At 69.5% G+C, this 24,053-nt stretch carries 23 protein-coding genes and 1 pseudogene; 19 read left to right on the top strand and 5 right to left on the bottom strand.

Annotated elements, in window-relative coordinates; all coding sequences use genetic code 11:
• The first annotated feature begins 41 nt into the window (after window positions 1–41).
• The 14 genes from BST17_RS04250 to BST17_RS04185 all read left to right on the top strand — a co-directional run bounded on the left by BST17_RS04250 (window position 42) and on the right by BST17_RS04185 (window position 15,052).
• Entirely contained in the window at window positions 42–1,553 is a 1,512-nt protein-coding gene (locus tag BST17_RS04250) for a UDP-N-acetylmuramoyl-L-alanyl-D-glutamate--2,6-diaminopimelate ligase (protein ID WP_083055702.1), read from the top strand.
• The gene (locus BST17_RS04245) at window positions 1,550–3,046 is read left to right on the top strand and encodes a UDP-N-acetylmuramoyl-tripeptide--D-alanyl-D-alanine ligase (protein ID WP_083055701.1); all 1,497 of its coding nucleotides are present in this window, start codon (window positions 1,550–1,552) and stop codon (window positions 3,044–3,046) included. The genes BST17_RS04250 and BST17_RS04245 overlap by 4 nt, the downstream gene beginning before the upstream one ends.
• Window positions 3,043–4,122, top strand: coding sequence for a phospho-N-acetylmuramoyl-pentapeptide-transferase (gene mraY, locus BST17_RS04240; RefSeq protein ID WP_083055700.1), 1,080 nt, complete (start codon window positions 3,043–3,045; stop codon window positions 4,120–4,122). The genes BST17_RS04245 and mraY overlap by 4 nt, the downstream gene beginning before the upstream one ends.
• Before the next feature lie 274 nt (window positions 4,123–4,396).
• Window positions 4,397–6,127, top strand: coding sequence for a putative lipid II flippase FtsW (ftsW, locus tag BST17_RS04235; protein ID WP_407937729.1), 1,731 nt, complete (start codon window positions 4,397–4,399; stop codon window positions 6,125–6,127).
• Window positions 6,124–7,239 carry an undecaprenyldiphospho-muramoylpentapeptide beta-N-acetylglucosaminyltransferase gene (murG, locus tag BST17_RS04230; protein WP_207573568.1) on the top strand — a complete coding sequence of 372 codons (1,116 nt, stop codon included), beginning with the start codon at window positions 6,124–6,126 and terminating at the stop codon, window positions 7,237–7,239. Before ftsW ends, murG begins: the two co-directional genes overlap by 4 nt.
• On the top strand, window positions 7,236–8,681 hold the full coding sequence (gene murC / locus BST17_RS04225; protein WP_083055698.1) for a UDP-N-acetylmuramate--L-alanine ligase: 1,446 nt from the start codon (window positions 7,236–7,238) through the stop codon (window positions 8,679–8,681). The genes murG and murC overlap by 4 nt, the downstream gene beginning before the upstream one ends.
• Window positions 8,678–9,616, top strand: coding sequence for a cell division protein FtsQ/DivIB (locus BST17_RS04220; RefSeq protein ID WP_083055697.1), 939 nt, complete (start codon window positions 8,678–8,680; stop codon window positions 9,614–9,616). The genes murC and BST17_RS04220 overlap by 4 nt, the downstream gene beginning before the upstream one ends.
• 198 nt (window positions 9,617–9,814) lie before the next feature.
• Window positions 9,815–10,966 carry a cell division protein FtsZ gene (gene ftsZ, locus BST17_RS04215; RefSeq protein ID WP_083055696.1) on the top strand — a complete coding sequence of 384 codons (1,152 nt, stop codon included), beginning with the start codon at window positions 9,815–9,817 and terminating at the stop codon, window positions 10,964–10,966.
• A 6-nt stretch (window positions 10,967–10,972) separates the two neighbouring features.
• A complete protein-coding gene (gene pgeF, locus BST17_RS04210; RefSeq protein ID WP_083055695.1) occupies window positions 10,973–11,680 on the top strand; it encodes a peptidoglycan editing factor PgeF in 708 nt (235 codons plus the stop codon).
• Window positions 11,677–12,417, top strand: coding sequence for a YggS family pyridoxal phosphate-dependent enzyme (locus BST17_RS04205; protein WP_083055694.1), 741 nt, complete (start codon window positions 11,677–11,679; stop codon window positions 12,415–12,417). Before pgeF ends, BST17_RS04205 begins: the two co-directional genes overlap by 4 nt.
• Before the next feature lie 65 nt (window positions 12,418–12,482).
• Window positions 12,483–13,145 (top strand): cell division protein SepF, encoded by a 663-nt coding sequence (locus tag BST17_RS04200; protein WP_083055693.1) that lies wholly within the window; start codon window positions 12,483–12,485, stop codon window positions 13,143–13,145.
• A gap of 130 nt (window positions 13,146–13,275) precedes the next feature.
• Window positions 13,276–13,575 carry a YggT family protein gene (locus BST17_RS04195; RefSeq protein WP_083055692.1) on the top strand — a complete coding sequence of 100 codons (300 nt, stop codon included), beginning with the start codon at window positions 13,276–13,278 and terminating at the stop codon, window positions 13,573–13,575.
• A 167-nt stretch (window positions 13,576–13,742) separates the two neighbouring features.
• Window positions 13,743–14,579 (top strand): DivIVA-like cell division protein Wag31, encoded by an 837-nt coding sequence (gene wag31, locus BST17_RS04190; protein WP_083055691.1) that lies wholly within the window; start codon window positions 13,743–13,745, stop codon window positions 14,577–14,579.
• 23 nt (window positions 14,580–14,602) lie between these two features.
• The gene (locus tag BST17_RS04185) at window positions 14,603–15,052 is read left to right on the top strand and encodes a hypothetical protein (protein ID WP_083055690.1); all 450 of its coding nucleotides are present in this window, start codon (window positions 14,603–14,605) and stop codon (window positions 15,050–15,052) included.
• On the opposite strand, the gene BST17_RS04180 is transcribed toward BST17_RS04185, so the two are convergent.
• Window positions 15,049–15,711 carry a phosphoribosyltransferase gene (locus BST17_RS04180; RefSeq protein ID WP_083055689.1) on the bottom strand — a complete coding sequence of 221 codons (663 nt, stop codon included), beginning with the start codon at window positions 15,709–15,711 and terminating at the stop codon, window positions 15,049–15,051. The two genes, BST17_RS04185 and BST17_RS04180, sit on opposite strands and share 4 nt — an antisense overlap.
• Window positions 15,712–15,800: 89 nt before the next feature.
• Here BST17_RS04180 and BST17_RS04175 point away from each other — a divergent pair, with 89 nt between their 5' ends.
• A complete protein-coding gene (locus tag BST17_RS04175; RefSeq protein WP_083055688.1) occupies window positions 15,801–17,150 on the top strand; it encodes a TIGR01777 family oxidoreductase in 1,350 nt (449 codons plus the stop codon).
• On the opposite strand, the gene BST17_RS04170 is transcribed toward BST17_RS04175, so the two are convergent.
• Genes BST17_RS04170 through BST17_RS04160 form a run of 3 tightly spaced genes read right to left on the bottom strand, consistent with a single transcriptional unit; the run spans window position 17,129 to window position 20,247 of the window.
• Window positions 17,129–17,857 carry a type 1 glutamine amidotransferase gene (locus BST17_RS04170; RefSeq protein ID WP_109749999.1) on the bottom strand — a complete coding sequence of 243 codons (729 nt, stop codon included), beginning with the start codon at window positions 17,855–17,857 and terminating at the stop codon, window positions 17,129–17,131. The two genes, BST17_RS04175 and BST17_RS04170, sit on opposite strands and share 22 nt — an antisense overlap.
• 16 nt (window positions 17,858–17,873) lie before the next feature.
• On the bottom strand, window positions 17,874–18,542 hold the full coding sequence (locus tag BST17_RS04165; RefSeq protein WP_083055687.1) for a response regulator: 669 nt from the start codon (window positions 18,540–18,542) through the stop codon (window positions 17,874–17,876).
• Window positions 18,535–20,247 (bottom strand): sensor histidine kinase, encoded by a 1,713-nt coding sequence (locus BST17_RS04160; RefSeq protein ID WP_083055686.1) that lies wholly within the window; start codon window positions 20,245–20,247, stop codon window positions 18,535–18,537. Before BST17_RS04160 ends, BST17_RS04165 begins: the two co-directional genes overlap by 8 nt.
• 49 nt (window positions 20,248–20,296) lie before the next feature.
• Between BST17_RS04160 and BST17_RS04155 the strand changes: the two genes are divergently transcribed.
• Genes BST17_RS04155 through BST17_RS04140 form a run of 4 tightly spaced genes read left to right on the top strand, consistent with a single transcriptional unit; the run spans window position 20,297 to window position 23,747 of the window.
• Entirely contained in the window at window positions 20,297–21,307 is a 1,011-nt protein-coding gene (locus tag BST17_RS04155) for a Bug family tripartite tricarboxylate transporter substrate binding protein (protein WP_407937728.1), read from the top strand.
• Window positions 21,304–21,816 carry a tripartite tricarboxylate transporter TctB family protein gene (locus BST17_RS04150; protein ID WP_083055684.1) on the top strand — a complete coding sequence of 171 codons (513 nt, stop codon included), beginning with the start codon at window positions 21,304–21,306 and terminating at the stop codon, window positions 21,814–21,816. The genes BST17_RS04155 and BST17_RS04150 overlap by 4 nt, the downstream gene beginning before the upstream one ends.
• Complete coding sequence (locus BST17_RS04145; RefSeq protein WP_083055683.1) at window positions 21,817–23,358, top strand: tripartite tricarboxylate transporter permease; 1,542 nt, start codon at window positions 21,817–21,819, stop codon at window positions 23,356–23,358. It begins immediately after the preceding gene.
• Window positions 23,355–23,747, top strand: coding sequence for a universal stress protein (locus BST17_RS04140; RefSeq protein WP_083055682.1), 393 nt, complete (start codon window positions 23,355–23,357; stop codon window positions 23,745–23,747). The genes BST17_RS04145 and BST17_RS04140 overlap by 4 nt, the downstream gene beginning before the upstream one ends.
• A gap of 8 nt (window positions 23,748–23,755) precedes the next feature.
• Here BST17_RS04140 and BST17_RS29195 read toward each other — a convergent pair.
• Window positions 23,756–24,053 (bottom strand): annotated as a pseudogene (locus tag BST17_RS29195) (HNH endonuclease signature motif containing protein); the annotation flags it as partial.

The following is a 24,053-nucleotide window of genomic DNA, read 5'->3' as shown; positions in this document are numbered from 1 at the left end:
CCGATTCCTGCCCCACCGGCCCCCGGTACTGTGGCAAGGCCATGAACCTGCGTCCCGCCCATCCCGCCGGTGTCCTGCTCGTCCGGTTGGCCGACCGGATCGGTGCGACCGGGGCCACCGACACCGACGTCCGGGTGACCGGGGTGACGCTGCGCAGTCAGGATGTGCGCCCCGGCGATCTGTTCGCCGCACTGCCCGGTGCGCGGGCCCACGGCGCCCGCTACGCCGCCGACGCCGTCGCCGCCGGTGCGGTCGCGGTGCTCACCGACCCGGCCGGTGCGGCCGAGTTCGACACTGCGGACGTGCCGGTGCTCGTGCATCCGCAACCACGCTCCGTGCTCGGCGGGCTGGCAGCCGAGGTGTACGGCAATCCGTCGACGGCGCTGCGCGTCATCGGCGTCACCGGGACGTCCGGTAAGACGACGACCACCTATCTGGTCGAGGCCGGTCTGCGGGCCGCCGGCCGGGTGGCCGGCCTGATCGGCACCGTCGGCATCCGCATCGACGGGCGCGACGAGCCCAGTTCCCTGACCACGCCCGAAGCGCCCGACCTGCAGGCTCTGCTGGCGGTGATGGTGGAACGCGGCGTGGACACCGTGGTGATGGAGGTCTCCAGTCATGCGCTGACCCTGGGCCGGGTCGACGGCACCGCGTTCGCCGCAGGCGGCTTCACCAACCTCTCGCGCGACCACCTCGATTTCCACCCCACCATGGCCGACTATCTGAACGCCAAGGCCCGGCTGTTCGAGCCGGATTCGCCCAACCGCGCGGATATCGCCGTGGTGTGTGTCGATGACGAGGCAGGCCGGGAGATCGCGTTCCGGCGCCCCGGCACCGTGCGGGTTGCCACCGACGGTGCCGACGCCGAGTGGCGCATCGAGTCGGTCCGCACCACCGGGCCGGGCAGCCAGGAGTTCGTCGCGGTGGACCCGGCAGGCGTGCACCACGCGCTGCGCATCGGCCTGCCCGGCCGCTACAACATCGCCAATGCGCTGCTGGCCGTGGCGCTGTTGGATGCGGTCGGGGTGTCACCCGAGCAGAGCGCACCGGGCCTGTGCGCGGCGGCGGTCCCGGGCCGGTTGGAAACCATCGACTGCGGGCAGGATTTCCTGGCGCTGGTGGATTACGCGCACAAGCCGGGCGCGCTGCAGGCCGTGCTGACGACGCTGCGTGAGCAGACCGGAGGCCGGCTGGCCGTGGTGTTCGGCGCGGGCGGTAACCGCGATGCGGGTAAACGCGAACCGATGGGGCGCATCGCGGCCGAGATCGCCGATCTGGTCGTCATCACCGACGACAACCCACGCGACGAGGAGCCCGAATTGATCCGGGCGGCGATCCGGGCCGGTACCGACGGTCTGCCCGCCGAGGTCGTGGTCATCGGCGATCGCCGGGCGGCCATCGACCACGCCGTGGCCTGGGCGCGCGCGGGTGATGTGGTGCTCATCGCGGGCAAGGGCCACGAATCCGGGCAGACCGCGGGCGGGGTTGCCCGTCCCTTCGACGACCGGGTGGAACTCGCTGCCGCCCTGACCGCGCTGAGGCAGAACCGATGATCGAGCTGACCGTGGCCGAACTGGCCGACATCGTGGGCGGTGAACTGGCCGACATCAGTGCCGGCGACGCCGCCACCACCCGGATCACCGGGACCGTCGAGTTCGACTCGCGGGCCGTGGGCCCGGGCGGACTGTTCCTGGCGCTGCCCGGGGCCCGGTCGGACGGACATGACTTCGCCGCCGGTGCGGTGGCCGCGGGGGCGGTGGCCGTGTTGGCGGCACGTCCGGTCGGCGTGCCCGCCGTCGTGGTGCCGCCCGCGGCGGCCGGTGATGCCGGCTCCGGCGCACTGGAACACGATGACGAGGCCGGGTCCGGCGCCGCGGTGCTGGCCGCGCTGGCCAGGCTGGCCGCGGCGGTCGCGAGCGAACTGGCCGCCGGGGGACTGCGCATCATCGGCGTCACCGGATCATCGGGTAAGACCTCGACCAAGGATCTGCTGGCGGCGGTGTTGGCCCCGCTGGGCGAGGTGGTGGCCCCGCCCGGGTCGTTCAACAACGAGCTCGGTCACCCCTGGACGGTGCTGCGCGCCACCGCCGAGACCGACTTCCTGATCCTGGAGATGTCGGCGCGCCACCCGGGCAACATTGCCGCGCTGGCGGCCATCGCGACCCCGTCGATCGGTGTGGTGCTCAACGTCGGTACCGCGCACCTGGGCGAGTTCGGCTCGCGAGAGATCATCGCTGCCACGAAATCCGAACTGCCGCAATCGGTTCCGGAGTCCGGTGTGGTGATCCTGAACGCCGACGACGCCGCGGTGACCGCGATGGCCGAGAAGACCGCGGCGCGGGTGGTGCGGGTGTCGCGTGCGCCCGGTGCCGATGTCTTCTCCTCCGACGAGAGCCTCGACGAGTTGGCCCGTCCGCGCTTCACCCTGCACGCCGGTGCCGACGCGGTCCCCGTCGCGTTGGCCGTGCACGGCGAACACCAGGTGTCCAATGCGCTGGCCGCCGCCGCGGTCGCGCTGGAATGCGGGGCAACCCTGGCCCAGGTGGCCGACGCGCTGGCCGGAGCCGGCCCGGTCTCGGCGCGGCGCATGCATGTCAGCACCCGGCCCGACGGCGTCACCATCGTCAACGACGCCTACAACGCCAACCCGGATTCGATGACGGCCGGACTCAAGGCGCTGGCATGGATGGCGCGTTCCGGGCCGGATGGCAGACGGCGTAGCTGGGCGGTGCTCGGCGAGATGGCCGAGCTCGGCGAGGACGCGATAACCGAACACGATCGCATCGGGCGGTTGGCGGTGCGCTTAGATGTCTCTCGACTGATAGTCGTCGGAACCGGGAGATCGATGAGCGCCATGCATCAGGGGGCGGTGATGGAGGGGTCGTGGGGCAGTGAGTCCGTGCTGGTGCCCGACGCCGACGCCGCCCTGGCTTTGCTGCAGGCCGAGTTGGCCCCGGGGGATGTGGTGCTGGTGAAGGCGTCGAATGCGGCCGGGCTCGGTGCGCTGGCCGACGCCCTCGCGGAACTCGGGAACGGGCACGGATGAAGCAGATCCTGGTAGCGGTCGCGATCGCCCTCGCGGTGTCGATCGTGCTGACCCCGCTGCTGATCCGGCTGTTCACCAAACAGGGTTTCGGGCAGGAGATCCGGGAGGACGGCCCGGCCAGCCATCAGAAGAAGCGCGGCACCCCGTCGATGGGCGGGGTGGCCATCATGGCCGGCATCTGGGCCGGTTACCTGGGCACCCACCTGTTCGGGCTGCCGTTCGGCGGCGAGGGGCCCTCGGCCTCGGGTCTGCTGGTCCTCGGGCTGGCCACGGCGCTGGCCATCGTCGGTTTCATCGATGACCTGATCAAGATCCGCCGCTCGCGCAACCTCGGTCTGAACAAGCGGGCCAAGACCATCGGCCAGCTCACCGCGGCGGTGTTGTTCGGCGTGCTGGTGCTGCAGTTCAGCAATGCCGAGGGGCTCACCCCGGGCAGCGCGCAGCTGTCCTATGTGCGCGAGATCGCCACCGTCACGCTGGCCCCGCTGGTGTTCGTGGTGTTCGTGGTGGTGCTCGTCAGCGCCTGGTCCAACGCGGTGAACCTGACCGACGGTCTGGACGGGTTGGCCGCCGGTGCGATGGCCATGGTCAGCGCGGCCTACGTGTTGATCACGTTCTGGCAGTACCGCAACGACTGTGCCACCGGGCCGAGCCTGGGCTGCTACAACGTCCGCGATCCGCTCGATCTGGCGTTGGTCGCCGCGGCCACGGCGGGCGCGTGTATCGGCTTCCTGTGGTGGAACGCCGCGCCGGCCAAGATATTCATGGGCGACACCGGTTCGCTGGCGCTCGGCGGCATCATCGCGGGCCTTTCGGTGACCAGCCGGACCGAGATCCTGGCGGTGGTGCTCGGCGCACTCTTCGTCGCCGAGGTGACCTCGGTGGTGGTGCAGATCCTGGCCTTCCGGACGACGGGTCGCCGGGTGTTCCGGATGGCGCCGTTCCACCACCATTTCGAGTTGGTGGGGTGGGCCGAGACGACGGTGATCATCCGGTTCTGGCTGTTGACGGCCATCGCCTGTGGGCTGGGTGTGGCGCTCTTCTACGGCGAATGGCTGTCGATCGTCGGCGCGTAGGCGCCGCGCACAAGCCCCGTCGGCGCGTAGGCGCCGCGCACAAGCCCCGTCGGCGCGTGGGGCCTGACTTCCCGAGAGTGACGCATTGGCAGTCCGCGCGGCTGCGGGACGACCTTTTCGTCACTCTCGACGCCTGCGCAACGGTTAGCTGAAATCGCCGGCATCCGCGACACGCCCCCGATATCCGCGACGACCGGTCCGCGACGGGGGAGGATTCTGGGGTGCAAGAGACTAGTGGGGCGGGCGTGACGCCTGTGACTCTTGCGAGTGGCCGGTGAGGAATCCGCTCGCGGGGGTGCGGGCACGGTTGACGCGGACCGAGGGGCCCGCCGACGGCGCGGACGCCACCGACACAGCAAGGGCCGACGCCGGCGCCAACGCCAAGACCGACCCCAGGACCAAGACCAACACCAAGACCGAGACCAAATCCGATGCGAGGGCCACCACGACCCTCGCCAAGGCCACGTCCTCCGCGGATGGCGCGCCACGCACCCGGTTCGGCCAGTGGCTGGGCCGGCCGATGACATCGTTTCACCTGATCATCGCTGTTGCCGCGATCCTGGTGACACTGGGCTTGATCATGGTGCTCTCCGCTTCTGGGGTGTACTCCTATGACTCCGGTGGCTCGCCGTGGACCGTCTTCGCCAAACAGTCCCTGTGGACCGGCGTCGGCCTGATCGCGTTCTATCTGGCGCTGCGGATGCCCGTCTCACTGATGCGGCGACTGGCGTTCCCCGCCTTCGTCTTCACCATCCTGCTGCTGGTCCTGGTGCTCATCCCGGGAATCGGCAAGGTGGCCAACGGTTCCCGTGGTTGGTTCGTGTTCGGCGGCTTCTCCATGCAGCCCTCCGAGCTGGCCAAGATCGCCTTCGCCATCTGGGGTGCGCACCTGCTGGCCGCGCGCCGCCTCGAACAGGCCTCGCTGCGCGAGATGCTGGTGCCGCTGGTGCCCGCCGCCGGCCTGGCGCTCACCCTGATCGTGCTGCAACCCGACCTCGGCCAGACCGTGACGCTGAGCATCATCCTGCTCGGCCTGCTCTGGTACGCCGGTCTGCCCCTTCGCGTGTTCGTCAGCTCGCTGTCGGCGATGGTGATCGCCGCGGGTGTGCTCGCGGTCTCGGCCGGCTACCGGTCCAACCGCGTGCAGTCCTGGCTGAATCCCGGTTCGGACCCGGGCGGCGCCGGCTACCAGGCCCGCCAGGCCCGCTATGCGCTGGCCAACGGCGGTCTGTTCGGCAACGGACTCGGTCAGGGCACCGCGAAGTACAACTATCTGCCCAACGCCCACAACGACTTCATCTTCGCGATCATCGGCGAGGAACTGGGTTATGTCGGGGCCGCCGGACTGCTGTGCCTGTTCGGCCTGTTCGCCTACACCGGTATGCGCATCGCCCGGCGTTCGGCCGACCCGTTCCTGCGGCTGCTCACCGCCACCGTCACGCTGTGGGTGATCGGTCAGGCGTTCATCAACGTCGGTTATGTGGTGGGCCTGCTGCCGGTCACCGGTCTGCAGCTGCCGCTCATCTCCGCCGGCGGTACCTCGACCGCGACCACGATGCTCATCCTCGGTGTGATCACCAACGCCGCCCGACACGAACCCGAGGCCGTCGCCGCGCTGCGGGCCGGGCGCGACGACCGGGTGAACCGGCTGCTGCGGCTGCCGCTGCCCGAGCCCTATGTGCCCAGCCGGCTGGAGGTGGCCCGCGACCGGCTGCGCACCAAGGACGGCAAGCCTGCCAAGGCGGGCCGGGCACCGGCCAAGCAGAAGGCACCGGCCAAGAACAGAAGCAAGACCCAGGCTCCCGCCAAGAAGCCCCGCCAGGCACCCGCCGCCGACGCCCGGCGCAGCAGCCGCCGCGATGGCCATCCGGCCGACCGGGCCGCACGGACCACAGGGCATCATGGTGACGGTCGCCGCGCGGCCCAACGTGGCCGCGCGGAACCGCGGCAGGGGCGTGGTCAGCAGGGCCGCACCCGTTCATTGGAAGGTCAGCGTTACGGGTGAGCACGTTATCGGTCGTCCTGGCCGGCGGTGGTACGGCAGGTCATGTGGAACCTGCGATGGCCGTGGCAGATGCACTGACCGAGCTGGATCCGGACGTCCGGATCACCGCGCTGGGCACCGCGCGTGGCCTGGAGACCCGACTCGTCCCGGAACGCGGGTATGACCTCGAGCTCGTCACCCCGGTGCCGCTGCCGCGTAGACCGTCGGCGGATCTGCTGAAGCTGCCGCTGCGGGTGCGCACCGCCGTCCGTCAGACCCGCGCGGTGTTCGACACCGTCGGCGTCGACGTCGTGATCGGTTTCGGCGGTTACGTCGCGGTGCCCGCGTACCTCGCCGCCCGGCGCGGTGTGCGCCGGCCCGCGGTGCCCGTGGTGATCCACGAGGCCAACGCCAGCGCCGGCTGGGCCAACAAGCTGGGCGCGCGGACCGCGCAGCGGGTGCTCTCGGCCGTTCCCGATCCGGGGCTGGGGCCGGTCGAGGTGGTCGGGGTCCCGGTGCGGGCCAGCATCACCGCGCTGGACCGCGCGGCGCTGCGGGCCCAGGCCCGGGCGACGTTCGGATTCGCCGAGGACGCCAAGGTGCTGCTGGTCTTCGGCGGGTCCCAGGGCGCGCAGTCCATCAACCGTGCGGTGTCAGCGGCCGCGAGGGAGCTTGCCGCCAAGGGTGTTTCGGTGCTGCACGCACACGGACCCAAGAACACCCTGGATCTGCCGGAACCGTCCGGACCGCCGTACGTCGCAGTGCCCTACCTGGACCGGATGGACCTCGCGTATGCCGCGGCCGACCTGGCCATCTGCCGATCCGGGGCCATGACGGTCGCCGAGGTCAGCGCCGTCGGCCTGCCCGCGGTCTACGTGCCGCTGCCGATCGGCAACGGCGAACAGCGCCTCAACGCCCTGCCGGTGGTGCAGGCCGGCGGCGGCCTGCTGATCGACGACGGCGACCTGTCGCCGACACTTGTCGCCGACACCGTGACCGATGTGCTGAACGACGATGCCCGCCTGCAGCGGATGACCGCGGCGGCCGCGCTGGCCGGGCACCGCGATGCCGCCCGCCGGGTGGCCGAGGTTGCCCTCGAGGTGGCGCGGCGCAACCGGAGGATGGCGCGATGAAGGGTCTGCCACCGGAACTCGCGCGTGTGCACATGGTCGGCATCGGCGGCGCGGGGATGTCCGGCATCGCCCGCATCCTGCTGGACCGCGGTGGCCAGGTGTCCGGATCGGATGCCAAGGAATCCCGCGGTATCGCCGCCCTGCGGGCCCGGGGCGCCGAGATCCGGATCGGCCATGACGCGGCGGCCCTGGACATGTTGCCCGGCGGGCCGACCGCGGTGGTCACCACGCACGCCGCCATCCCCAAGACCAACCCCGAGCTGGTCGCAGCGCGGCAGCGGGGCATCCCGGTCATCCTGCGGCCGGTGGTGCTGGCCGAGCTGATGGTCGGCGACAAGACGCTGATGGTCACCGGGACGGCCGGTAAGACGACCACGACGTCGATGCTCATCGTGGCCCTGCAGCACAGCGGTTTCGACCCGTCCTTCGCCGTCGGCGGTGACCTCGGTGCGGCGGGCACCAACGCCCATCACGGCAGCGGTCCGTATTTCGTCGCCGAGGCCGACGAGAGCGACGGATCGCTGGTGGCCTACCGGCCCGATATCGCCGTGGTGACCAATGTCGAGGCCGATCATCTGGACTTCTTCGGCACCGAGCAGGCCTATGTCGCGGTGTTCGACGCGTTCATGGAGCGGTTGCAGCCCGGCGGCGCGCTGGTGGCCTGTGTCGACGACCCCGGTGCGGCCGCGCTCGCGGATCGCACTGCCGCCCTGGGTATCCGGGTGCTGCGGTACGGCTCTGCCGGCGACCGGCCGGTGGGCGACGGGCTGGCCGGTGCGCTGCTGGACTGGGAGCAGCGCGGCACCCGTGCTGTCGCCACCGTGCAGCTGGCGGGGGAGAGCACCCCACGGACCATGCGGCTTGCCGTCCCCGGCCGGCACATGGCGCTCAATGCGCTGGCAGCGCTGCTGGCCGCCGTCGAGGCCGGTGCGCAGCCCGAGGTGGTGCTGGAGGCGCTGGCCGACTTCGAAGGGGTCCGGCGCCGCTTCGAGCTGGTGGGCACATCGGCCGATGTGCGTGTCTTCGACGATTACGCACACCACCCGTCCAAGGTGGCCGCCGCGCTGACCGCCGTGCGCACGCTGGCCCACGAATCGCACGGCCGCGCCATCGTCGTGTTCCAGCCGCATCTGTATTCGCGCACACAGACTTTCGCCAGGGAGTTCGGCGCCGCCCTGAGCACCGCCGACGAAGTCTTCGTGCTCGACGTGTACGCCGCCCGCGAGCAGCCGATCGCCGGGGTGAGCGGTCGCAGCATCGTCGAACACATCACCGTGCCGGTGCACTACGTGCCGGATTTCTCGGCGGTGGCCGATCGGGTGGCCGCGGTGGCCCGCCCGGGCGATGTGGTGGTGACGATGGGGGCCGGAGACGTGACGCTGCTCGGCCGCGAGATCCTCGACGCGGTGGGCAGGCGGGCCGACCGGGCGGCCGACCGATGACGGTCCCACCCGAGCCGCCCGCCGAGGAACCCGAGCCCGACACCGACACCACCCCGGTCACCGAACCGACCACCGAACCGGCTGCGGAGGCAGCGGCCGACCCAGAACCGGAACCCGACGTCGAGGGCCCGCGCCGACGGGCGCGCCGTGAACGCGAGGAGCGCCGTGCCGCCCAGGCCCGGGCCATGGCGATCGAGGAGGCCCGGCGGGAGGCCAAGCGGCGGACGCTGGGCCGGCCGCAGGAACAACCGAAATCCGCGCCGCGCGGGGTGATCCGCGGGCTCAAGGTGCTGATGTGGACCGCCGTGCTGGCGGTCATCGCCGTCGGGGTGGGTCTGCTGCTCTATTTCACGCCGATCATGTCGGCGCGTGAGACGGTGGTCACCGGGCTGACCGCGCTGACCGAGGACGAGGTGCGCCAGGTCGCCGCCGTCACCCCGGGTACGCCGTTGTTGCAGATCGACACGGACGCGGTGGCCGAGCGGGTGGCCTCGATCCGGCGGGTGGCCAGCGCGCGGGTGCAGCGCGAGTACCCGTCGACGCTGCGGATCACCGTCGAGGAGCGGGTGCCGCTGGTGGTCAAGGACTATCCGGACGGTCCGCACCTGTTCGACCGCGACGGCGTCGACTTCGTCACCGCGCCACCGCCGCCGGGTCTGCCCTATATCGACACCGCGAACCCCGGTCCGCGCGATCCCGCCACGCTGGCCGGCCTGGAAGTGCTGACCTCGCTGCCGCCGGAGGTGTCCGGACAGGTCAGCAGGGTCGAGGCGCCGTCGGTGGCGGCCATCACGCTGATCCTGTTCGACGGTCGAAAAGTGGTGTGGGGCACCACCGATCGCACCCAGGAGAAGGCGCTGAAACTGGCGGCGCTGCTGACCCAGCCCGGCCAGACCTACGACGTGTCGAGTCCCGACCTGCCGACGGTCAAATAACGGCGATCGGCGCAACGAAACAAATTTCGGTCGTGTCGCTTCGGCGCGCCTGCACCGATCCGGTGCCGCGTCACCCTACCGTTCTGGTTGCGCGGAACTACTTGACATAACTATAAACCTATGGTTGAGGTTTAGGGTTTCGGGCAGAGCGGCAACACCACGAACACCACTTACTCCCATGGGCAGGAAAGGCGACCGATGACCCCCCCGCATAACTACCTCGCCGTTATCAAGGTGGTCGGCATCGGCGGCGGCGGCGTCAACGCCGTCAACCGGATGATCGAGCACGGACTCAAGGGCGTTGAGTTCATCGCCATCAACACCGACGCACAGGCACTGTTGATGAGCGATGCCGACGTCAAACTCGATGTCGGTCGCGACTCCACCCGTGGACTCGGCGCCGGCGCCGACCCCGAGGTGGGCCGCAAGGCCGCCGAAGACGCCAAGGACGACATCGAGGAGCTGCTGCGCGGCGCCGACATGGTGTTCGTGACCGCGGGCGAGGGCGGTGGCACCGGCACCGGTGGCGCCCCGGTCGTGGCCACCATCGCGCGCAAGCTCGGCGCTCTCACTGTGGGCGTGGTCACCCGGCCGTTCTCCTTCGAGGGCAAGCGCCGGTCCAACCAGGCCGAGAACGGCATCAACGCGCTGCGCGAGAGTTGCGACACGCTCATCGTCATCCCCAATGACCGGCTGCTGCAGATGGGCGACGCCGCGGTCTCGCTGATGGACGCGTTCCGCAGCGCCGACGAGGTGCTGCTCAACGGCGTCCAGGGCATCACCGACCTGATCACCACCCCGGGTCTGATCAATGTCGACTTCGCCGACGTCAAGGGTGTGATGAGCGGGGCGGGCACCGCCCTGATGGGCATCGGCTCGGCGCGCGGTGACGGCCGGGCACTCAAGGCCGCCGAGATCGCCATCAACTCGCCGCTGCTGGAGGCTTCCATGGAGGGCGCGCAGGGCGTGCTGCTCTCGGTGGCCGGCGGCAGCGACCTCGGGCTGTTCGAGATCAACGAGGCCGCCTCGCTGGTGCAGGAGGCCGCACACGCCGAGGCCAACATCATCTTCGGCACGGTCATCGACGACTCGCTGGGCGACGAGGTCCGGGTGACGGTGATCGCCGCCGGCTTCGACAGCACCGGACCGAGCCGCAAACCCGTTGTCGGCGAAGCTACTTCGGGCGTCGCGCCGGGCTCGGCGGGCAAGGTCCGCTCCAGCGTGTTCGAGCCGGCCGACGCCATCTCGGTGCCGGCGCACACCAACGGCGCGACGGTGAAGATCGGCGGCCCCGACGACGGGGGCATCTCCGATGACGACGTCGACGTGCCGCCGTTCATGCGCCACTGACCCGGCGTGCCCGTCCGGGTCCGGCGCGTCACCACCACCCGTGCGGGTGGGGTGTCCAAGCCACCTTTCGACACGTTCAATCTCGGCGATCACGTCGGCGATGATCCGGCCGCCGTGGCGGCCAACCGCCGCCGGTTGGCCGCCGCCCTGGGGCTCGCCGAGGACGCGGTGGTCTGGATGAACCAGACGCACTCCGACCATGTCGTCGTGGTGGACGGTTCGCGCGCCACCGCGGTGGACGACACCGATGCGCTGGTGACCACCCGCCGCGGGCTGGCCCTGGCGGTCGTCAGCGCCGACTGCGTCCCCGTTCTGCTCGCCGATTCGCGGGCCGGCGTCATCGGTGCCGCACATGCGGGCCGGATCGGTGCGCAGATCGGCATCGTCGCCCGCACGCTGGGGAAGATGGTCGAGGTGGGTGCCTCGGTCGCCGACGTGTCCGCACTGTTGGGTCCCGCCGTCAGCGGGCGACATTACGAGGTACCCGAGGAGATGGCCGCAGACGTGGAGAAGACGCTGCCGGGCAGCCGATGCCGCACCGAGCGCGGCACCGCCGGACTCGACATCCGGGCCGGGCTGGTCGGCCAGCTCACCCGCCTCGGCGTGACGGCGATCGACGTGGATCCGCGCTGCACCGTGGAGGACACCCGGCTGTTCAGTCATCGCCGCGGTGCGCCGACGGGCCGGCTGGCGTCTGTGGTGTGGATGGAATGAGTACGCACCGCGATGCGGAACTCGCCGGTTCGCTGGCCGCCGTGCGGACCAGGCTGGCCCGTGCTGCCGAGGCGGCCGGGCGTGACGTGCGCGGGATCGAGTTGCTGCCCGTGACGAAGTTCTTCCCGGCCTCCGATGTGGTGATCCTGCGCCGACTCGGTTGCTCGGACTTCGGCGAGTCCCGTGAGCAGGAGGCCGCGCGCAAGGTCGCCGATGTCGCCGCGCAATTCCCGGGCGAGCAGATCCGTTGGCACATGGTCGGCCATGTCCAGCGCAACAAGGCCCGCGCGATCGCCAGGTGGGCGCACACCGTGCACTCCGTGGACAGCGCCCGGGTGATCGCCGCGCTGGGCGGGGGAGCCGAGCAGGCGCTCGCCGATGGGCACCGCAGCACGCCGCTGCGGGTGTACCTGCAGCTCAGTCTCGACGGTGACCCTGATCGCGGCGGCGTGGCCGTCGGCACACCCGACCTGATCGACGAGCTCTGTGCCGCAATACATGCCATCGATGCACTGGAGTTGGCCGGCGTGATGGGTATCCCGCCGCTGGACTGGGATGCCGAGGACGCGTTCGTCCGGTTGGCCGCCGAACGGGACCGGGTGCAGCGGTCCTATCGACAGCCGCTCGGGCTGTCGGCGGGCATGTCGGGAGATATGGAGATCGCGGTGCGACACGGATCCACGTGTGTGCGTGTCGGAACCGCGTTGATGGGTCAACGTCCTCTAACGTCACCCTGAGTAGTCACTCCAGTCACATCTTCATCACAGACAACACAGACACAAGTCGTTAGAAGGGGCAGGCGATGAGCACTCTGCACAAGGTCAAGGCCTACTTCGGTATGGCGCCGATGGACGATTACGACGACGAGTACTACGACGACGAGCGTCCCGCCCGCGCCGGATACCCGCGCCGCGGCGCCGAGGAGCGCTTCGAGGAGGACGGTTACGGCCGCGACCCGCGGGACGCCCGTGGCTTCGAGGACCGGATCCCCGCCCGCGAGTACGACGACATCCCGGGCGCCTACCGCGGCGGCTATGGCGACGCGCCGCGCTTCGAAGGCCGGCTGCGCGCCCCTCGCCCCGAATTCGACCGCCCGGCACCGCGATTCGCGGCGCCGACCCGGGGCGCGAGCGCCCTTGCCATGGAGCCGCGCCGGATGGCCGCGCTCTTCGAGGAGGGCAGCCCACTGGCCAAGATCACGACGCTGCGTCCCAAGGACTACAGCGAGGCCCGCACCATCGGTGAGCGTTTCCGCGACGGCACCCCGGTGATCATGGATCTGGTGTCGATGGACAACGCCGATGCCAAGCGGCTGGTCGACTTCGCCGCCGGGTTGGCCTTCGCCCTGCGCGGCTCCTTCGACAAGGTGGCGACCAAGGTCTTCCTGCTCTCGCCCGCCGACATCGACGTCAGCGCCGAGGAGCGCCGCCGGATCGCCGAGGCAGGTTTCTACGCCTACCAGTAGGACCGCTCGCGGGGTCACCGACCCCGACCGGTGCGACAGGTAGGCTGACGTCGAGGGCATGAAGTCCGCTTCTGTGCCCGAGTGTCGCTCCACCTGCCCTGCTCATCCGCCGTAGTGAGGTTCGGCTCCCTTGTCGATGGTCTTCCAAATCCTGGGCTTTGCGCTGTTCGTCTTCTGGCTGCTGCTGATCGCCCGGGTCGTTGTCGAGTTCATCCGGTCCTTCAGCCGGGACTGGCACCCGCGCGGTGCGACGGTGGTGATCCTGGAGTTGATCCTCACCGTCACCGATCCGCCGGTGAAGCTGCTGCGCCGGCTCATCCCGCAGTTGACGATCGGCGCAGTGCGATTCGATCTCTCGATCATGGTGTTGCTGCTGGTCGCGTTCATCGGGATGCAGCTGGCATTCGGTGCCGCAGCCGGGGCCGCCTGACCTGTCCGGTGTCCCGGCGCCTCGGCGTGGGAGATTGAAATTCGCTCTTAATTATGAGGCTCCTGTGCAACCGCCGGGTCAGCTGTGACAGGATGGACGCCAGTTACTTCTACCGACGCTTTACACTTTGACACCGGTTGACGGTCCAGACTTCAAGGGGGCAGACAATGCCGCTCACTCCAGCCGACGTTCACAACGTCGCGTTCAGTAAGCCGCCCATCGGCAAGCGTGGCTACAACGAGGACGAGGTAGACGCCTTCCTCGATCTCGTCGAGAACGAGCTGACCAGGCTCATCGAGGAGAATGCCGACCTGCGTCAGCGGGTGTCCGAGCTCGATGCGGAGCTGTCCGGAGCCCGTGCCGGTGGTGGCGTGGCCGCCACCCAGACCATCCCGCCGTACCAGGCGCCGCAGCCCGAGCCCGAGCCCGAGCCGGCCCAGCCGGTGTACGAGGCGCCCGCTGCGCCGCAGCCGGTGGCGCAGCAGCCGGCCGCCCCGGTCTCCGAGGACCACCACGTCCGCGCGGCCAAGGTGCTCAGCCTGGCCCAGGACACCGCGGACCGCCTCACCAGCACCGCCAAGGCCGAGTCCGACAAGTTGCTCGCCGACGCCCGCGCGCAGGCCGACGCCCTGGTCACCGAGGCGCGCCAGACCGCCGAGACCACGGTCGCCGACGCCCGCGCCAAGGCCGACGCGTTGCTGTCCGACGCGCAGACCCGCTCGGAGACCCAGCTGCGGCAGGCGCAGGAGAAGGCCGACGCCCTGCAGGCCGATGCCGAGCGCAAGCACTCCGAGATCATGGGCACCATCAATCAGCAGCGGACCGTGCTGGAGGGGCGCCTCGAACAGCTGCGCACCTTCGAGCGCGAATACCGCACCCGCCTCAAGACCTACCTGGAGTCGCAGCTGGAGGAGCTGGGCCAGCGTGGCTCGGCCGCGCCGGTCGACTCCGCCGCGAACAACGAGGGTGGCGGGTTCAACCAGTTCAACCGCGGCGCGAACTGACCGGTACCCGCTGAGTCCGGTCAATGCTGATCATCGCGCTCGTCCTTGCCCTCATCGGCCTGGCTGCCCTGGTGGCCGCGGTCGTCACGAGCAACGAGCTGATCGCCTGGGTCTGTATCGGAGCCAGCGTCATCGGTGTGCTGCTGCTCATCGGTGACGCCCTGCGGGCCCGCCGCGGCGGTGACTCCGACGATCCGGACGAGGACGACGTGGACCGGGACCTCGCCGACGACCTCGACGGCGGGGCAGGTGCGGGCGTCGGCGCCGCGCCGGAACCCGAGCCCGTGCAGGACTACCCGGAGGATGAGGCGACCGTGACCCAACCCGAGTCGGGATCCGAGAAGGACACCGAGTCCGATACCGCGTCCGAGTCCGATACCGAGATCGCCGGCGTCACCGATGCCGATGACGATGCCGAGGCCGGCGGTGCCGTCGACATCTCGCCCGACCCGGACGTCCCGCCGAAGAACTAGGCCGACGCGGCGAGCAGTTCGCAGACCTCCTCGTCGGTGGTCTGGGTGAAGTCCGCATACACCTGACCGACGGCGCGGAAATTCGGCGGCGTGATCGCGCACACCACGGCGTCGGCCTCGGCCTCGATGTGACGCAGACTCACCGACGCACTGCGGCCGGGGCCCACCGGCACGGCGACGGTCACCGTACTCGCGCCGGCCGATCGGATGGCCCGGATCGCCGCCAGCATGCTCGCCCCGGTGGCGATACCGTCGTCGACCAGGATCACCGCCCGTCCCGCCGGTTCCGTCGGCGGGCGGCCCGCGCGGTAGCGATGTTCGCGGCGACGCAGCTCCGCCTCCTCCCGGTCGATGACCTGCTGCAGCTCGGCGTCGCTCACCTGTTGACCGGCGATGACATCGGCGTTGAGTACCACCCGCCCGCCGGTGGTCAGGGCCCCCATCGCCAGCTCCGGCCAGCGCGGCACCCCGAGCTTGCGGACCAGGAACACATCGAAGGGCACCGCCAGCGCGTCGGCCACCTCCCACCCGACCGGCACGCCGCCCCGCGCCAAGCCCAGCACCAGCGGCATTGCCGCGGCAGGGGGTCTGCGTAGTGCGCCGGCCAACGCCCGGCCCGCGTCACGGCGGTCCCGGAACGGTGCGGACTGTGCGCTCATGGCAGTGCTTTTCGACGTCGTCGCGTGGTTTCCACGGTGTGGCCGGTGGGTACCCCCACGCCCGTGAAATCAACCGATCGGACCGAAGCATGAGCATCGAGTTCGACAGTGTCGTCCCGCACCGGATCGACGACGTCTTCGCCTGGCACGCCCGCCCCGGCGCGATGCGCCGGCTCGTTCCGCCATGGCAGCCGATGACGGTGGTCGCCGAGACCACCTCACTCGCCGACGGTCAGGCCGTTCTCGGCCTGCCGGGCGGGTTGCGCTGGGTCGCGCAGCACCAGGCCGACGAATACGACCCGCCGCACCGCTTCGTCGATGCGCTGTCCAGCGACGGGCCGATCACCTGGCCGGTGCGTGCGGTGGGCACCTGGCGGCACACCCACGATTTCGCCGCCGAGGGTTCCGGTACCCGGGTGTCCGACCGGGTGGAGACCGTGGTTCCGGCCGCGGCACTGCGGCCGATGTTCGTCTACCGGCACACCCAACTCGCCGAAGACCTGGCCGCGCACCGTGATGCCGCCGCCGCGGGGATGGAACCGATGACCATTGCCGTCACCGGGGCGTCCGGCCTGGTCGGCACCGCGTTGAGCGCATTCCTGACCAGCGGCGGCCACCGCGTCATCCGGTTGGTTCGCGGGTCGGCAACCAAACCCGATGAGCGGCACTGGAATCCGGACCATCCAGTGAAAGATCTGCTCAGCGGTGTCGATGCCGTCGTGCATCTGGCCGGCGCATCGATCGCTGGGCGGTTCACCGATTCGCATCGAAAGGCGATCCGCGACAGTCGGATCGGGCCGACGCGCGCGCTGGCCGAGGTGGCGGCCGCGTCCGAGGACGGACCACGTATCTTCGTCAGCGCGTCGGCCGTCGGATTCTACGGATATCAGCGGGGCGACTCACTGCTCACCGAGGACGCCGGCCGCGGAGACGGTTTCCTGGCCGATGTGGTCGCCGACTGGGAGGCCGCGACAGCACCGGCCGCCGATGCGGGGCTGCGGGTCGTCAACATCCGGACCGGGGTGGTGCAATCCGCCAACGGCGGCACCCTGCGACTGATGCGACCGTTGTTCGCCGCCGGGCTGGGCGGCCGCCTGGGCAGCGGGACACAGTGGCTGGCCTGGATCGGTCTCGACGACCTGCTCGACGTCTACCATCGCGCGCTGTATGACGCCGAGCTCAGCGGTCCCGTCAACGCGGTGGCACCAAATCCGGTGCGCAACACCGAATACACCGCCGCGCTCGGCAAGGTGCTGCACCGCCCGACGCTGTTACCGGTGCCGTCGTTCGGACCGAAACTGTTGCTCGGGGCCCAGGGCGCCCGTGAACTGGCCGAGGCAGACCAGCGCGTGGTGCCTGCCAAGCTGGAGGCGCGCGGCCACCGGTTCCGCCGGCCAACCGTGGCCGCGGCGTTGTCTCACGAACTCGGGCACGGCTGACGCGCGGTGTAGGTCAGAAATCCGTTGACCAGAGCCCGGATCCGGCGGCCCGCATCATCGTGCAGTTCCGCGGTGCGGGTACGCAGATCATCGTGGCTGACCCCCAGCAACCCCGCCTCGCCGGCGTCGCGGTCGTCGTCGAGCCACAGTTCCAGCAGACCGGGGTCGAGCTCGGGATGGAACTGCAGTCCGACGGCGCGACCCAGCGCGAAGGCCTGCACTGCGCTTGCTGTCCTGGCGATCTCGGTCGCCCCGGGCGGCAGTGTGAAACGGTCGAAATGCCACTCGAACCACGGCCCCGGGGGGATCAACTCCGGCTGATCCGATTCCACGTCATACCAACCGATCTCGGGCAGATCCGACCGTGACACCCTTGCACCGAATGCCTGTGCCAGCAGCTGTCCGCCGAAGCAGACACCCAGCGTCGGGATGCCGGCCGCAGCGGCGTCGAGCACCAGCTTGGTCTGCGCACCGACCCAGGTCGATTTCAGCTTCTCGTCGTACACCGGCCAGCGGGCGCCGAGCGGAACGATGACGTCGTAGTCGGTGGGGTCGGGGAACTCCACGTGCAGCGCGGGTGCGTCGGCACGGTCGGCCGGGACCACCTCGAAGGTCGCCACGTCGTATCCGGCGTCGGCGAAGGCGTTGCCGAGCATTGCCTCGGTGGCGATGGGGTCGTTGTAGAGGAAGAGGACGGTGCGTGCCACACCGAGAATCTACTCGTCATCCGGCCGTCCGGTAGCGCCGCTCCGGGCGGCCGGAGCCATACTGCAGCCGCAGCTCCAGCACGCCGGTGCTCAGGTAATGCTCCAGATAGCGCCGGGCGCTCACCCGGGAGATCCCGACCAGGTCGGCGCATTCGGCGGCCGACACCTCACCGGCGCCGCGGACGGCGTCGAGCACCAACCGGCCGGTCTCGGCGCCCAGGCCCTTGGGCAGTACCTCCGGTGCCTCGGGTGCGCCTGCGCCGCCGAACAGCGCGTCGACCATCGTCTGGTCCGCGCCGCCCTCGGCAGCCAGCGCATCGGCACGGGTGGCGAAGGACGCCAATTTCGTCTGCAGCTGATCGAACTCGAACGGTTTGATCAGGTAGTCCGCGGCGCCGCCGTCCAACGCACCCCGCACAGTGTCGAGCTCGCGGGCTGCGGTGATCATGATGACGCCGACGTGGTCGCCGTGGGCACGCAGTCGGTGCAGCACCTCCAGACCGGTCATGTCCGGCAGGTACACGTCCAACAGGATCAGCGCCGGGCGTAGGTCGGCGGCGGCCGTCAGCGCCTCGCTGCCGTTGCGGGCCACCGCGACCGGACGGAAACCGTCGATGCGCTCGACGAATCGGCGGTGGATCTCGGCGACCATGAAGTCGTCGTCGACGATCAGGACGTCACGCACCGGGCACCTCGCTCGCCCGGGGGTTGTTTCCCGTCGCTGCGCTCGCCCGGGATGTATTTCCCGTCGCTGCGCTCGCCCGGGGCTTGTTTCCCGGCAGCCGCACCGCGAACGACGCCCCACCGCCGGGAGCATCGCTGATCTCGGCGCGCCCGCCGTGCTGCGCGGTCACCAGCCGGACCAGCGCCAGGCCGATACCGCGCTGTTCGGCCGGACCACCCGCCGACTTGGATGTCACCCCCCGTGCGAAGATCTCCTCGCGAAGTGATTGCGGCACACCCGGACCGGTGTCGGACACCGCGATGGCCAGTCCGTCGCCATCCTCGATGCGGACGGTGACCCGGGCCCGTTCGGAGCCGACCGAGGCCTCCACCGCGTTGTCGATCAGGTTGCCCAACACGGTGATCACATCCGTGGCCAGCGCCGGCGACAGCGCAGCCAGGTGGCTGTCGGCGTCCAGGGTCAGCGTCACCCCGCTCTCGGCGGCCAGTGAGGTCTTGGCGATCAGCAGGGCGGCTACCGCCGGATCGGAAACCCGTTGAGTGACAGCATCGTTGATCGCGGCGCGCCGCCGCGTCAGGGTGCCCACCAGATCGTGCACCGCGTCGAACTCACCCAGCTGGACCAGACCGGAGATGGTGTGCAGCTGGTTGGCGAACTCGTGGGTCTGTGCCCGCAGCGTGTCGGTGACACTGCGGTGTGAGGACAGCTGCGCCTGCAGGGCGGCCAGTTCGGTGCTGTCACGCATCGTGGTGACGGTACCGAAGCGGCGCCCCTGACTGCGTGCCGTGCTGCGGTTGAGCGCCAGCACCCGGCTGCGGGTGGCGATCACCACGTCGTGTTCGTCGGCGTGCCCGCCGGAGCCGGACAACAGGAACTCCACGACCGCCGGTTCCAGCCCGACCTCGTCGACGCGCCGGCCCACCGCGTCCGCCCCGATGCCCAGCAGCCGCTGCGCACTGTCGTTGACGACGGTGATGATGCCGTCGGTGTTCACCGCGACCACACCCTCACGGATGCTGTGCAGCAGAGCTTCCCGGTGGTCGGCCAGGCCGGCGATCTCGGCCACCTCCAGCCCACGAGTGTGCCGTTTGATGCGGCGCGACAGCAGCCAGGACGCCGCCAGACCGAGCACCGCTCCCAGGCTCAGGTAGAAGAACAGGCGCTCACCGGCACCGCTGAGCAGCTCCCATACCGACGGATAACCCTCGCTGACGGAGGCGATCGCCAGTACCTCGCCATCAGAGGACAGCACGGGGACCTGGCCGACGAGGCTGTGCACGCCGTCGACATCAGCATCGCCGAACCAGGCGCGGCCCTCGTCGGCCCGGCTCGGCCCGAGATCGGTTCCCGCGCCGACCCGGGACGGATCGGACGACGCCCGCACCGTGCCGTCGGGACCGATGATCTCGGCCAGGCTGGCACCCGACAGCGACACCGCGCGGTCCACCTCCGGTGCCAGAACCGTCGCGGCGAAGGGATCGGCGTAGCGCTCGCGCACGATCGGGGTGGACGCCATGTTCTCGGCCACCGCGATCATCCGCTGTCCCCGCACCTCGCGGAACTCGCTGGTGGACTGGGCGACCGAGACGGCGGCCACCGCCACCAGCACGACGGCGACGACGACGAGCTGGAATGCCAGGAACTGGCCGGCCAGGCTGCGACCCCAACTCGTGTTCTTAATGACCAAAACTTCCTTTGCGTCCATATGAGTGACCTGAGTCACCCGTGAGGTCCAGTATTGCTGAGCATCACAAATGATTGGGGACGACATGTTCGTACGGCAATCCAGTGGCCGACGGCTGAGGATATCGGTGGTGATCGCCGTGATCGCCGCACTTCTGCTTTCCGCGTGCGGGGTGACCCGCGGCGACGAGTCCGGCCTGCACCGGCTGCGGATGATGGTGCCGAACAGCCCTGGCGGCGGGTATGACCTCACCGCCCGCACCGCGGTCAAGATCATGGAAGACGACAAGATCACCGGCCGCGTCGAGGTGTTCAACGTGATCGGTGCCGGCGGCACGGTGGCGATGGCGCGCCTGATGAACGAGCGTGGCAACGGCGACCTGATGATGATGATGGGCCTCGGCGTGGTCGGCGCGGTGTTCACCAACGGATCCACCGCCCGCGCCTCGGATGCCACTGCGTTGGCCAAGGTCGTCGAGGAGCAGGAAGGCATCCTGGTGCCTGCCGATTCGCCCTTCAAGACGGTCCAGGATTTTGTCGACGCGTGGAAAGCCGACCCCGCCAGGGTGTCCGTCGGCGGCGGATCCAACCCCGGCGGACCGGACCACCTGTTCCCGATGGAGACCGCCAAGGCCGTCGGTGTGGACCCGACCAAGGTCAACTTCATCTCCTACGACGGCGGCGGCGATCTGCTGACCGCACTGCTGGGCAACAAGATCGCGGCAGGCACGTCCGGGCTGGGGGAGTACGTCGACCAGATCGAGGCCGGTCAGGTCCGGGTGCTCGCGGTGTCCGGAGACGAGCGCGTCGAGGGTATCGACGCGCCGACGTTGAAGGAGGCCGGTATCGATCTGACCTTCACCAACTGGCGCGGAATCCTTGCGCCGCCAGGGATCTCTGATTCCGACCGCGACGCCATGGTGAAGGTTCTGGAAGAGCTGCACAAAACCGACGCATGGAAGGAAGCGCTGGTGAAGAACGGGTGGACGGATGCATTCATGACCGGTCCCGCATTCGAGGAGTTCCTGGCCGAACAGGATCGACGGGTTGAGACGACGCTGACCGATCTGGGGTTGGTGTGAGTACCGACGTGCAGACCGACAAGGTCCGGCCCGACTATGCGCAATATGTCGTCTGCGCGGTGATGGTCGCCGTCGGCGCCTTCCTGATCTACGATGCGCTGACCATGCCCGGCGGCTACGCCGAGGTCGATCCCATTGGGCCACGGTTCTTTCCGATCCTCATCGGCACCGGGCTGTTGGTGATGGCCGTCGTGCTGGCCATCGCGATCCCGCGCGGGTCCCGGGGTGAGGCGGACGCCGGCGAGGACATCGATCCCGATATGCCCAGCGACTGGCGGACCGTCGGTCTGCTGATCGGGCTGTTCGTCATGCTGATCGTCCTGGTCAACCCACTGGGCTGGGCGATCACCAGCGCGCTGTTCTTCGCCGGTTGCGCGACCGTGCTGGGCAGCCGGCATTACGTGCGCAACATCGTGATCGGCGTGGTGCTGGCGCTGGTCAGCTTCTACGCGTTCTACTCCGGGCTCGGAATCCCGCTGCCCGCAGGCATCTTGGATGGGATTCTGTAGATGGAGAACTTCGACTGGCTCCTGCAGGGGTTCGCCGAGGCGGCCACCCCGATGAATCTGCTCTACGCGGCCATCGGTGTGCTGCTGGGCACCGCGGTCGGCGTGCTACCGGGTATCGGTCCCGCGATGACGGTGGCACTGCTGCTGCCGATCACCTACAACGTGAGCCCGAGCGCGGCGTTCATCATGTTCGCCGGCATCTTCTACGGCGGTATGTACGGCGGCTCGACAACCTCGATCTTGCTGAACACACCGGGTGAGTCGTCATCGGTGATCACCGCCATCGAGGGCAACAAGATGGCCAAGGCCGGGCGCGCCGCACAGGCGCTGGCGACCGCGGCGATCGGCTCGTTCGTGGCGGGGGCGATCGGTACCGTGCTGCTGGCCGCGTTCGCGCCGGTGGTGTCCCGGTTCGCGGTGACCCTGGGTGCGCCGTCGTACCTGGCGATCATGCTGTTCGCGCTCGTCGCGGTGACCGCGGTGCTGGGGTCCTCGAAGATCCGGGGCCTGATCTCGCTGCTGCTGGGTCTGGCGATCGGCATCGTCGGTATCGACTCGCTGACCGGTCAGAACCGCGCCACCTTCGGGGTGCCGCTGCTGGCCGACGGTATCGATATCGTCGTCATCGCCGTCGCGGTGTTCGCCGTCGGCGAGGCGCTGTGGGTGTGTGCACATCTGCGCCGGCGCCCCGCCGACGTCATCCCGGTCGGGCGGCCCTGGATGGGCAAGAGTGACTGGAAGCGGTCATGGAAGCCGTGGTTGCGCGGCACCGCCTACGGTTTCCCGTTCGGTGCGCTGCCGGCCGGTGGTGCGGAGCTGCCGACCTTCCTGAGCTACATCACCGAAAAGAAGCTGAGCAAGCATCCCGAGGAGTTCGGCAAGGGCGCCATCGAGGGTGTGGCGGGTCCTGAAGCGGCCAACAACGCCTCGGCCGCAGGCACTCTCGTGCCGATGCTGTCGCTGGGCCTGCCCACAAACGCCACCGCGGCCGTCATGCTGACCGCGTTCGTGTCCTACGGTATCCAGCCCGGACCCACGCTGTTCGAGAAGGAACCGCTGCTGATCTGGACGCTGATCGCGAGCCTGTTCATCGGTAACCTCATGTTGCTGGCGCTGAACCTGCCGCTGGCACCGCTGTGGGCGAAGCTGCTGCGGACCCCGCGGCCGTATCTGTACGCCGGCATCCTGTTCTTCGCTGCGCTCGGCGCGTTCGCGGTCAACCTGCAGCCGCTCGATCTGTTGCTGCTGCTCATCTTCGGCCTGATGGGTCTGATGATGCGGCGGTTCGGACTTCCGGTGCTGCCCCTGATCATCGGTGTCATCCTGGGGCCGCGCATCGAACGGCAGCTGCGGCAGAGCCTGCAGCTCGGCGGTGGTGAATGGGGCAGCCTGTTCACCGAGCCGGTCGCGATCGTGACCTACGTGCTGATGGCGTTGCTGTTGTTGGCCCCGTTGGTGCTGCGGTTGCTCAACCGCAGCGAGGAGAGTCTGCTGATCGTCGAGGACGACAAGGACCAGAAAGAAAAGGCGGGCCAGGCATGACGATCGTCATCGGTTACACCGCAGACCAGTTCGGTCACGCCGCTCTCGAACACGGCATCACCGAGGCCAAGCTCCGCAACACCGATCTGCTGGTGGTGAACTCGACATCGGGTGAGGCCTATGTCGATTCGCGGTTCGCCGGCGGTGCGGAGGTACGCGATGTCGAGGCGCGGCTCGCCGAGTGCGGTGTCGAGTTCGAGTTGCGCCAGCCCGTCGGCGTCGACGCAGTCGACGAACTGCTGACCGCGATGGACCGGCCCGAGGCCGAGCTGTTGGTGGTGGGCATCCGGCACCGCAGTCCGGTGGGCAAATTGCTGCTGGGCAGCGTCGCGCAGAAGCTGATCCTGGAATGCCCGAAACCGGTGTTGGCGGTCAAACCCGCGGAGTGATGCGCGGGTCACGGGCTGCGCAGCCCGACGCTGCTTGTGGTGTGGTTGGTGGTGATGATCTGCCAGAAGTCGAGTTCGGCGCCGATGAAGCGGCTTTCTCTCAGGAGTGCGGTTTCGTCGATGTAGTCGTCTTGCTCCCAGGGTGGTTCGGTGTCGATTCCGCGTAGGTCGGGTGCGGTGTCGTAGTCGGGCTCGTTCGCCGGTGGTGCCAGTAGCCGGTCGAGTTGTTCGGCCCGGTCGGCCCATTGCGATCGGTCGTGCGGCGGGTGTCGGAGGAGTTCGGGGCGGTGGTGGTAGTTGATGCGG

The sequence above is a fragment of the Mycolicibacterium bacteremicum genome, from assembly GCF_002086115.1.
GTDB lineage: Bacteria > Actinomycetota > Actinomycetes > Mycobacteriales > Mycobacteriaceae > Mycobacterium > Mycobacterium bacteremicum.
Note: the sequence above shows the minus strand (reverse complement) of the source record. Positions and strands in the feature narration are given on the sequence as shown.

Bases quoted from the DNA above. Each gene is read 5' to 3' on its own strand.
- BST17_RS04250 (WP_083055702.1), top strand. From the start codon at position 42: ATGAACCTGCGTCCCGCCCATCCCGCCGGTGTCCTGCTCGTCCGGTTG.
- BST17_RS04245 (WP_083055701.1), top strand. From the start codon at position 1,550: ATGATCGAGCTGACCGTGGCCGAACTGGCCGACATCGTGGGCGGTGAA.
- mraY (WP_083055700.1), top strand. From the start codon at position 3,043: ATGAAGCAGATCCTGGTAGCGGTCGCGATCGCCCTCGCGGTGTCGATC.
- murC (WP_083055698.1), top strand. From the start codon at position 7,236: ATGAAGGGTCTGCCACCGGAACTCGCGCGTGTGCACATGGTCGGCATC.
- BST17_RS04220 (WP_083055697.1), top strand. From the start codon at position 8,678: ATGACGGTCCCACCCGAGCCGCCCGCCGAGGAACCCGAGCCCGACACC.
- ftsZ (WP_083055696.1), top strand. From the start codon at position 9,815: ATGACCCCCCCGCATAACTACCTCGCCGTTATCAAGGTGGTCGGCATC.
- BST17_RS04205 (WP_083055694.1), top strand. From the start codon at position 11,677: ATGAGTACGCACCGCGATGCGGAACTCGCCGGTTCGCTGGCCGCCGTG.
- BST17_RS04200 (WP_083055693.1), top strand. From the start codon at position 12,483: ATGAGCACTCTGCACAAGGTCAAGGCCTACTTCGGTATGGCGCCGATG.
- wag31 (WP_083055691.1), top strand. From the start codon at position 13,743: ATGCCGCTCACTCCAGCCGACGTTCACAACGTCGCGTTCAGTAAGCCG.
- BST17_RS04185 (WP_083055690.1), top strand. From the start codon at position 14,603: ATGCTGATCATCGCGCTCGTCCTTGCCCTCATCGGCCTGGCTGCCCTG.
- BST17_RS04180 (WP_083055689.1), bottom strand. From the start codon at position 15,711: ATGAGCGCACAGTCCGCACCGTTCCGGGACCGCCGTGACGCGGGCCGG.
- BST17_RS04175 (WP_083055688.1), top strand. From the start codon at position 15,801: ATGAGCATCGAGTTCGACAGTGTCGTCCCGCACCGGATCGACGACGTC.
- BST17_RS04160 (WP_083055686.1), bottom strand. From the start codon at position 20,247: ATGGACGCAAAGGAAGTTTTGGTCATTAAGAACACGAGTTGGGGTCGC.
- BST17_RS04155 (WP_407937728.1), top strand. From the start codon at position 20,297: ATGATTGGGGACGACATGTTCGTACGGCAATCCAGTGGCCGACGGCTG.
- BST17_RS04145 (WP_083055683.1), top strand. From the start codon at position 21,817: ATGGAGAACTTCGACTGGCTCCTGCAGGGGTTCGCCGAGGCGGCCACC.
- BST17_RS04140 (WP_083055682.1), top strand. From the start codon at position 23,355: ATGACGATCGTCATCGGTTACACCGCAGACCAGTTCGGTCACGCCGCT.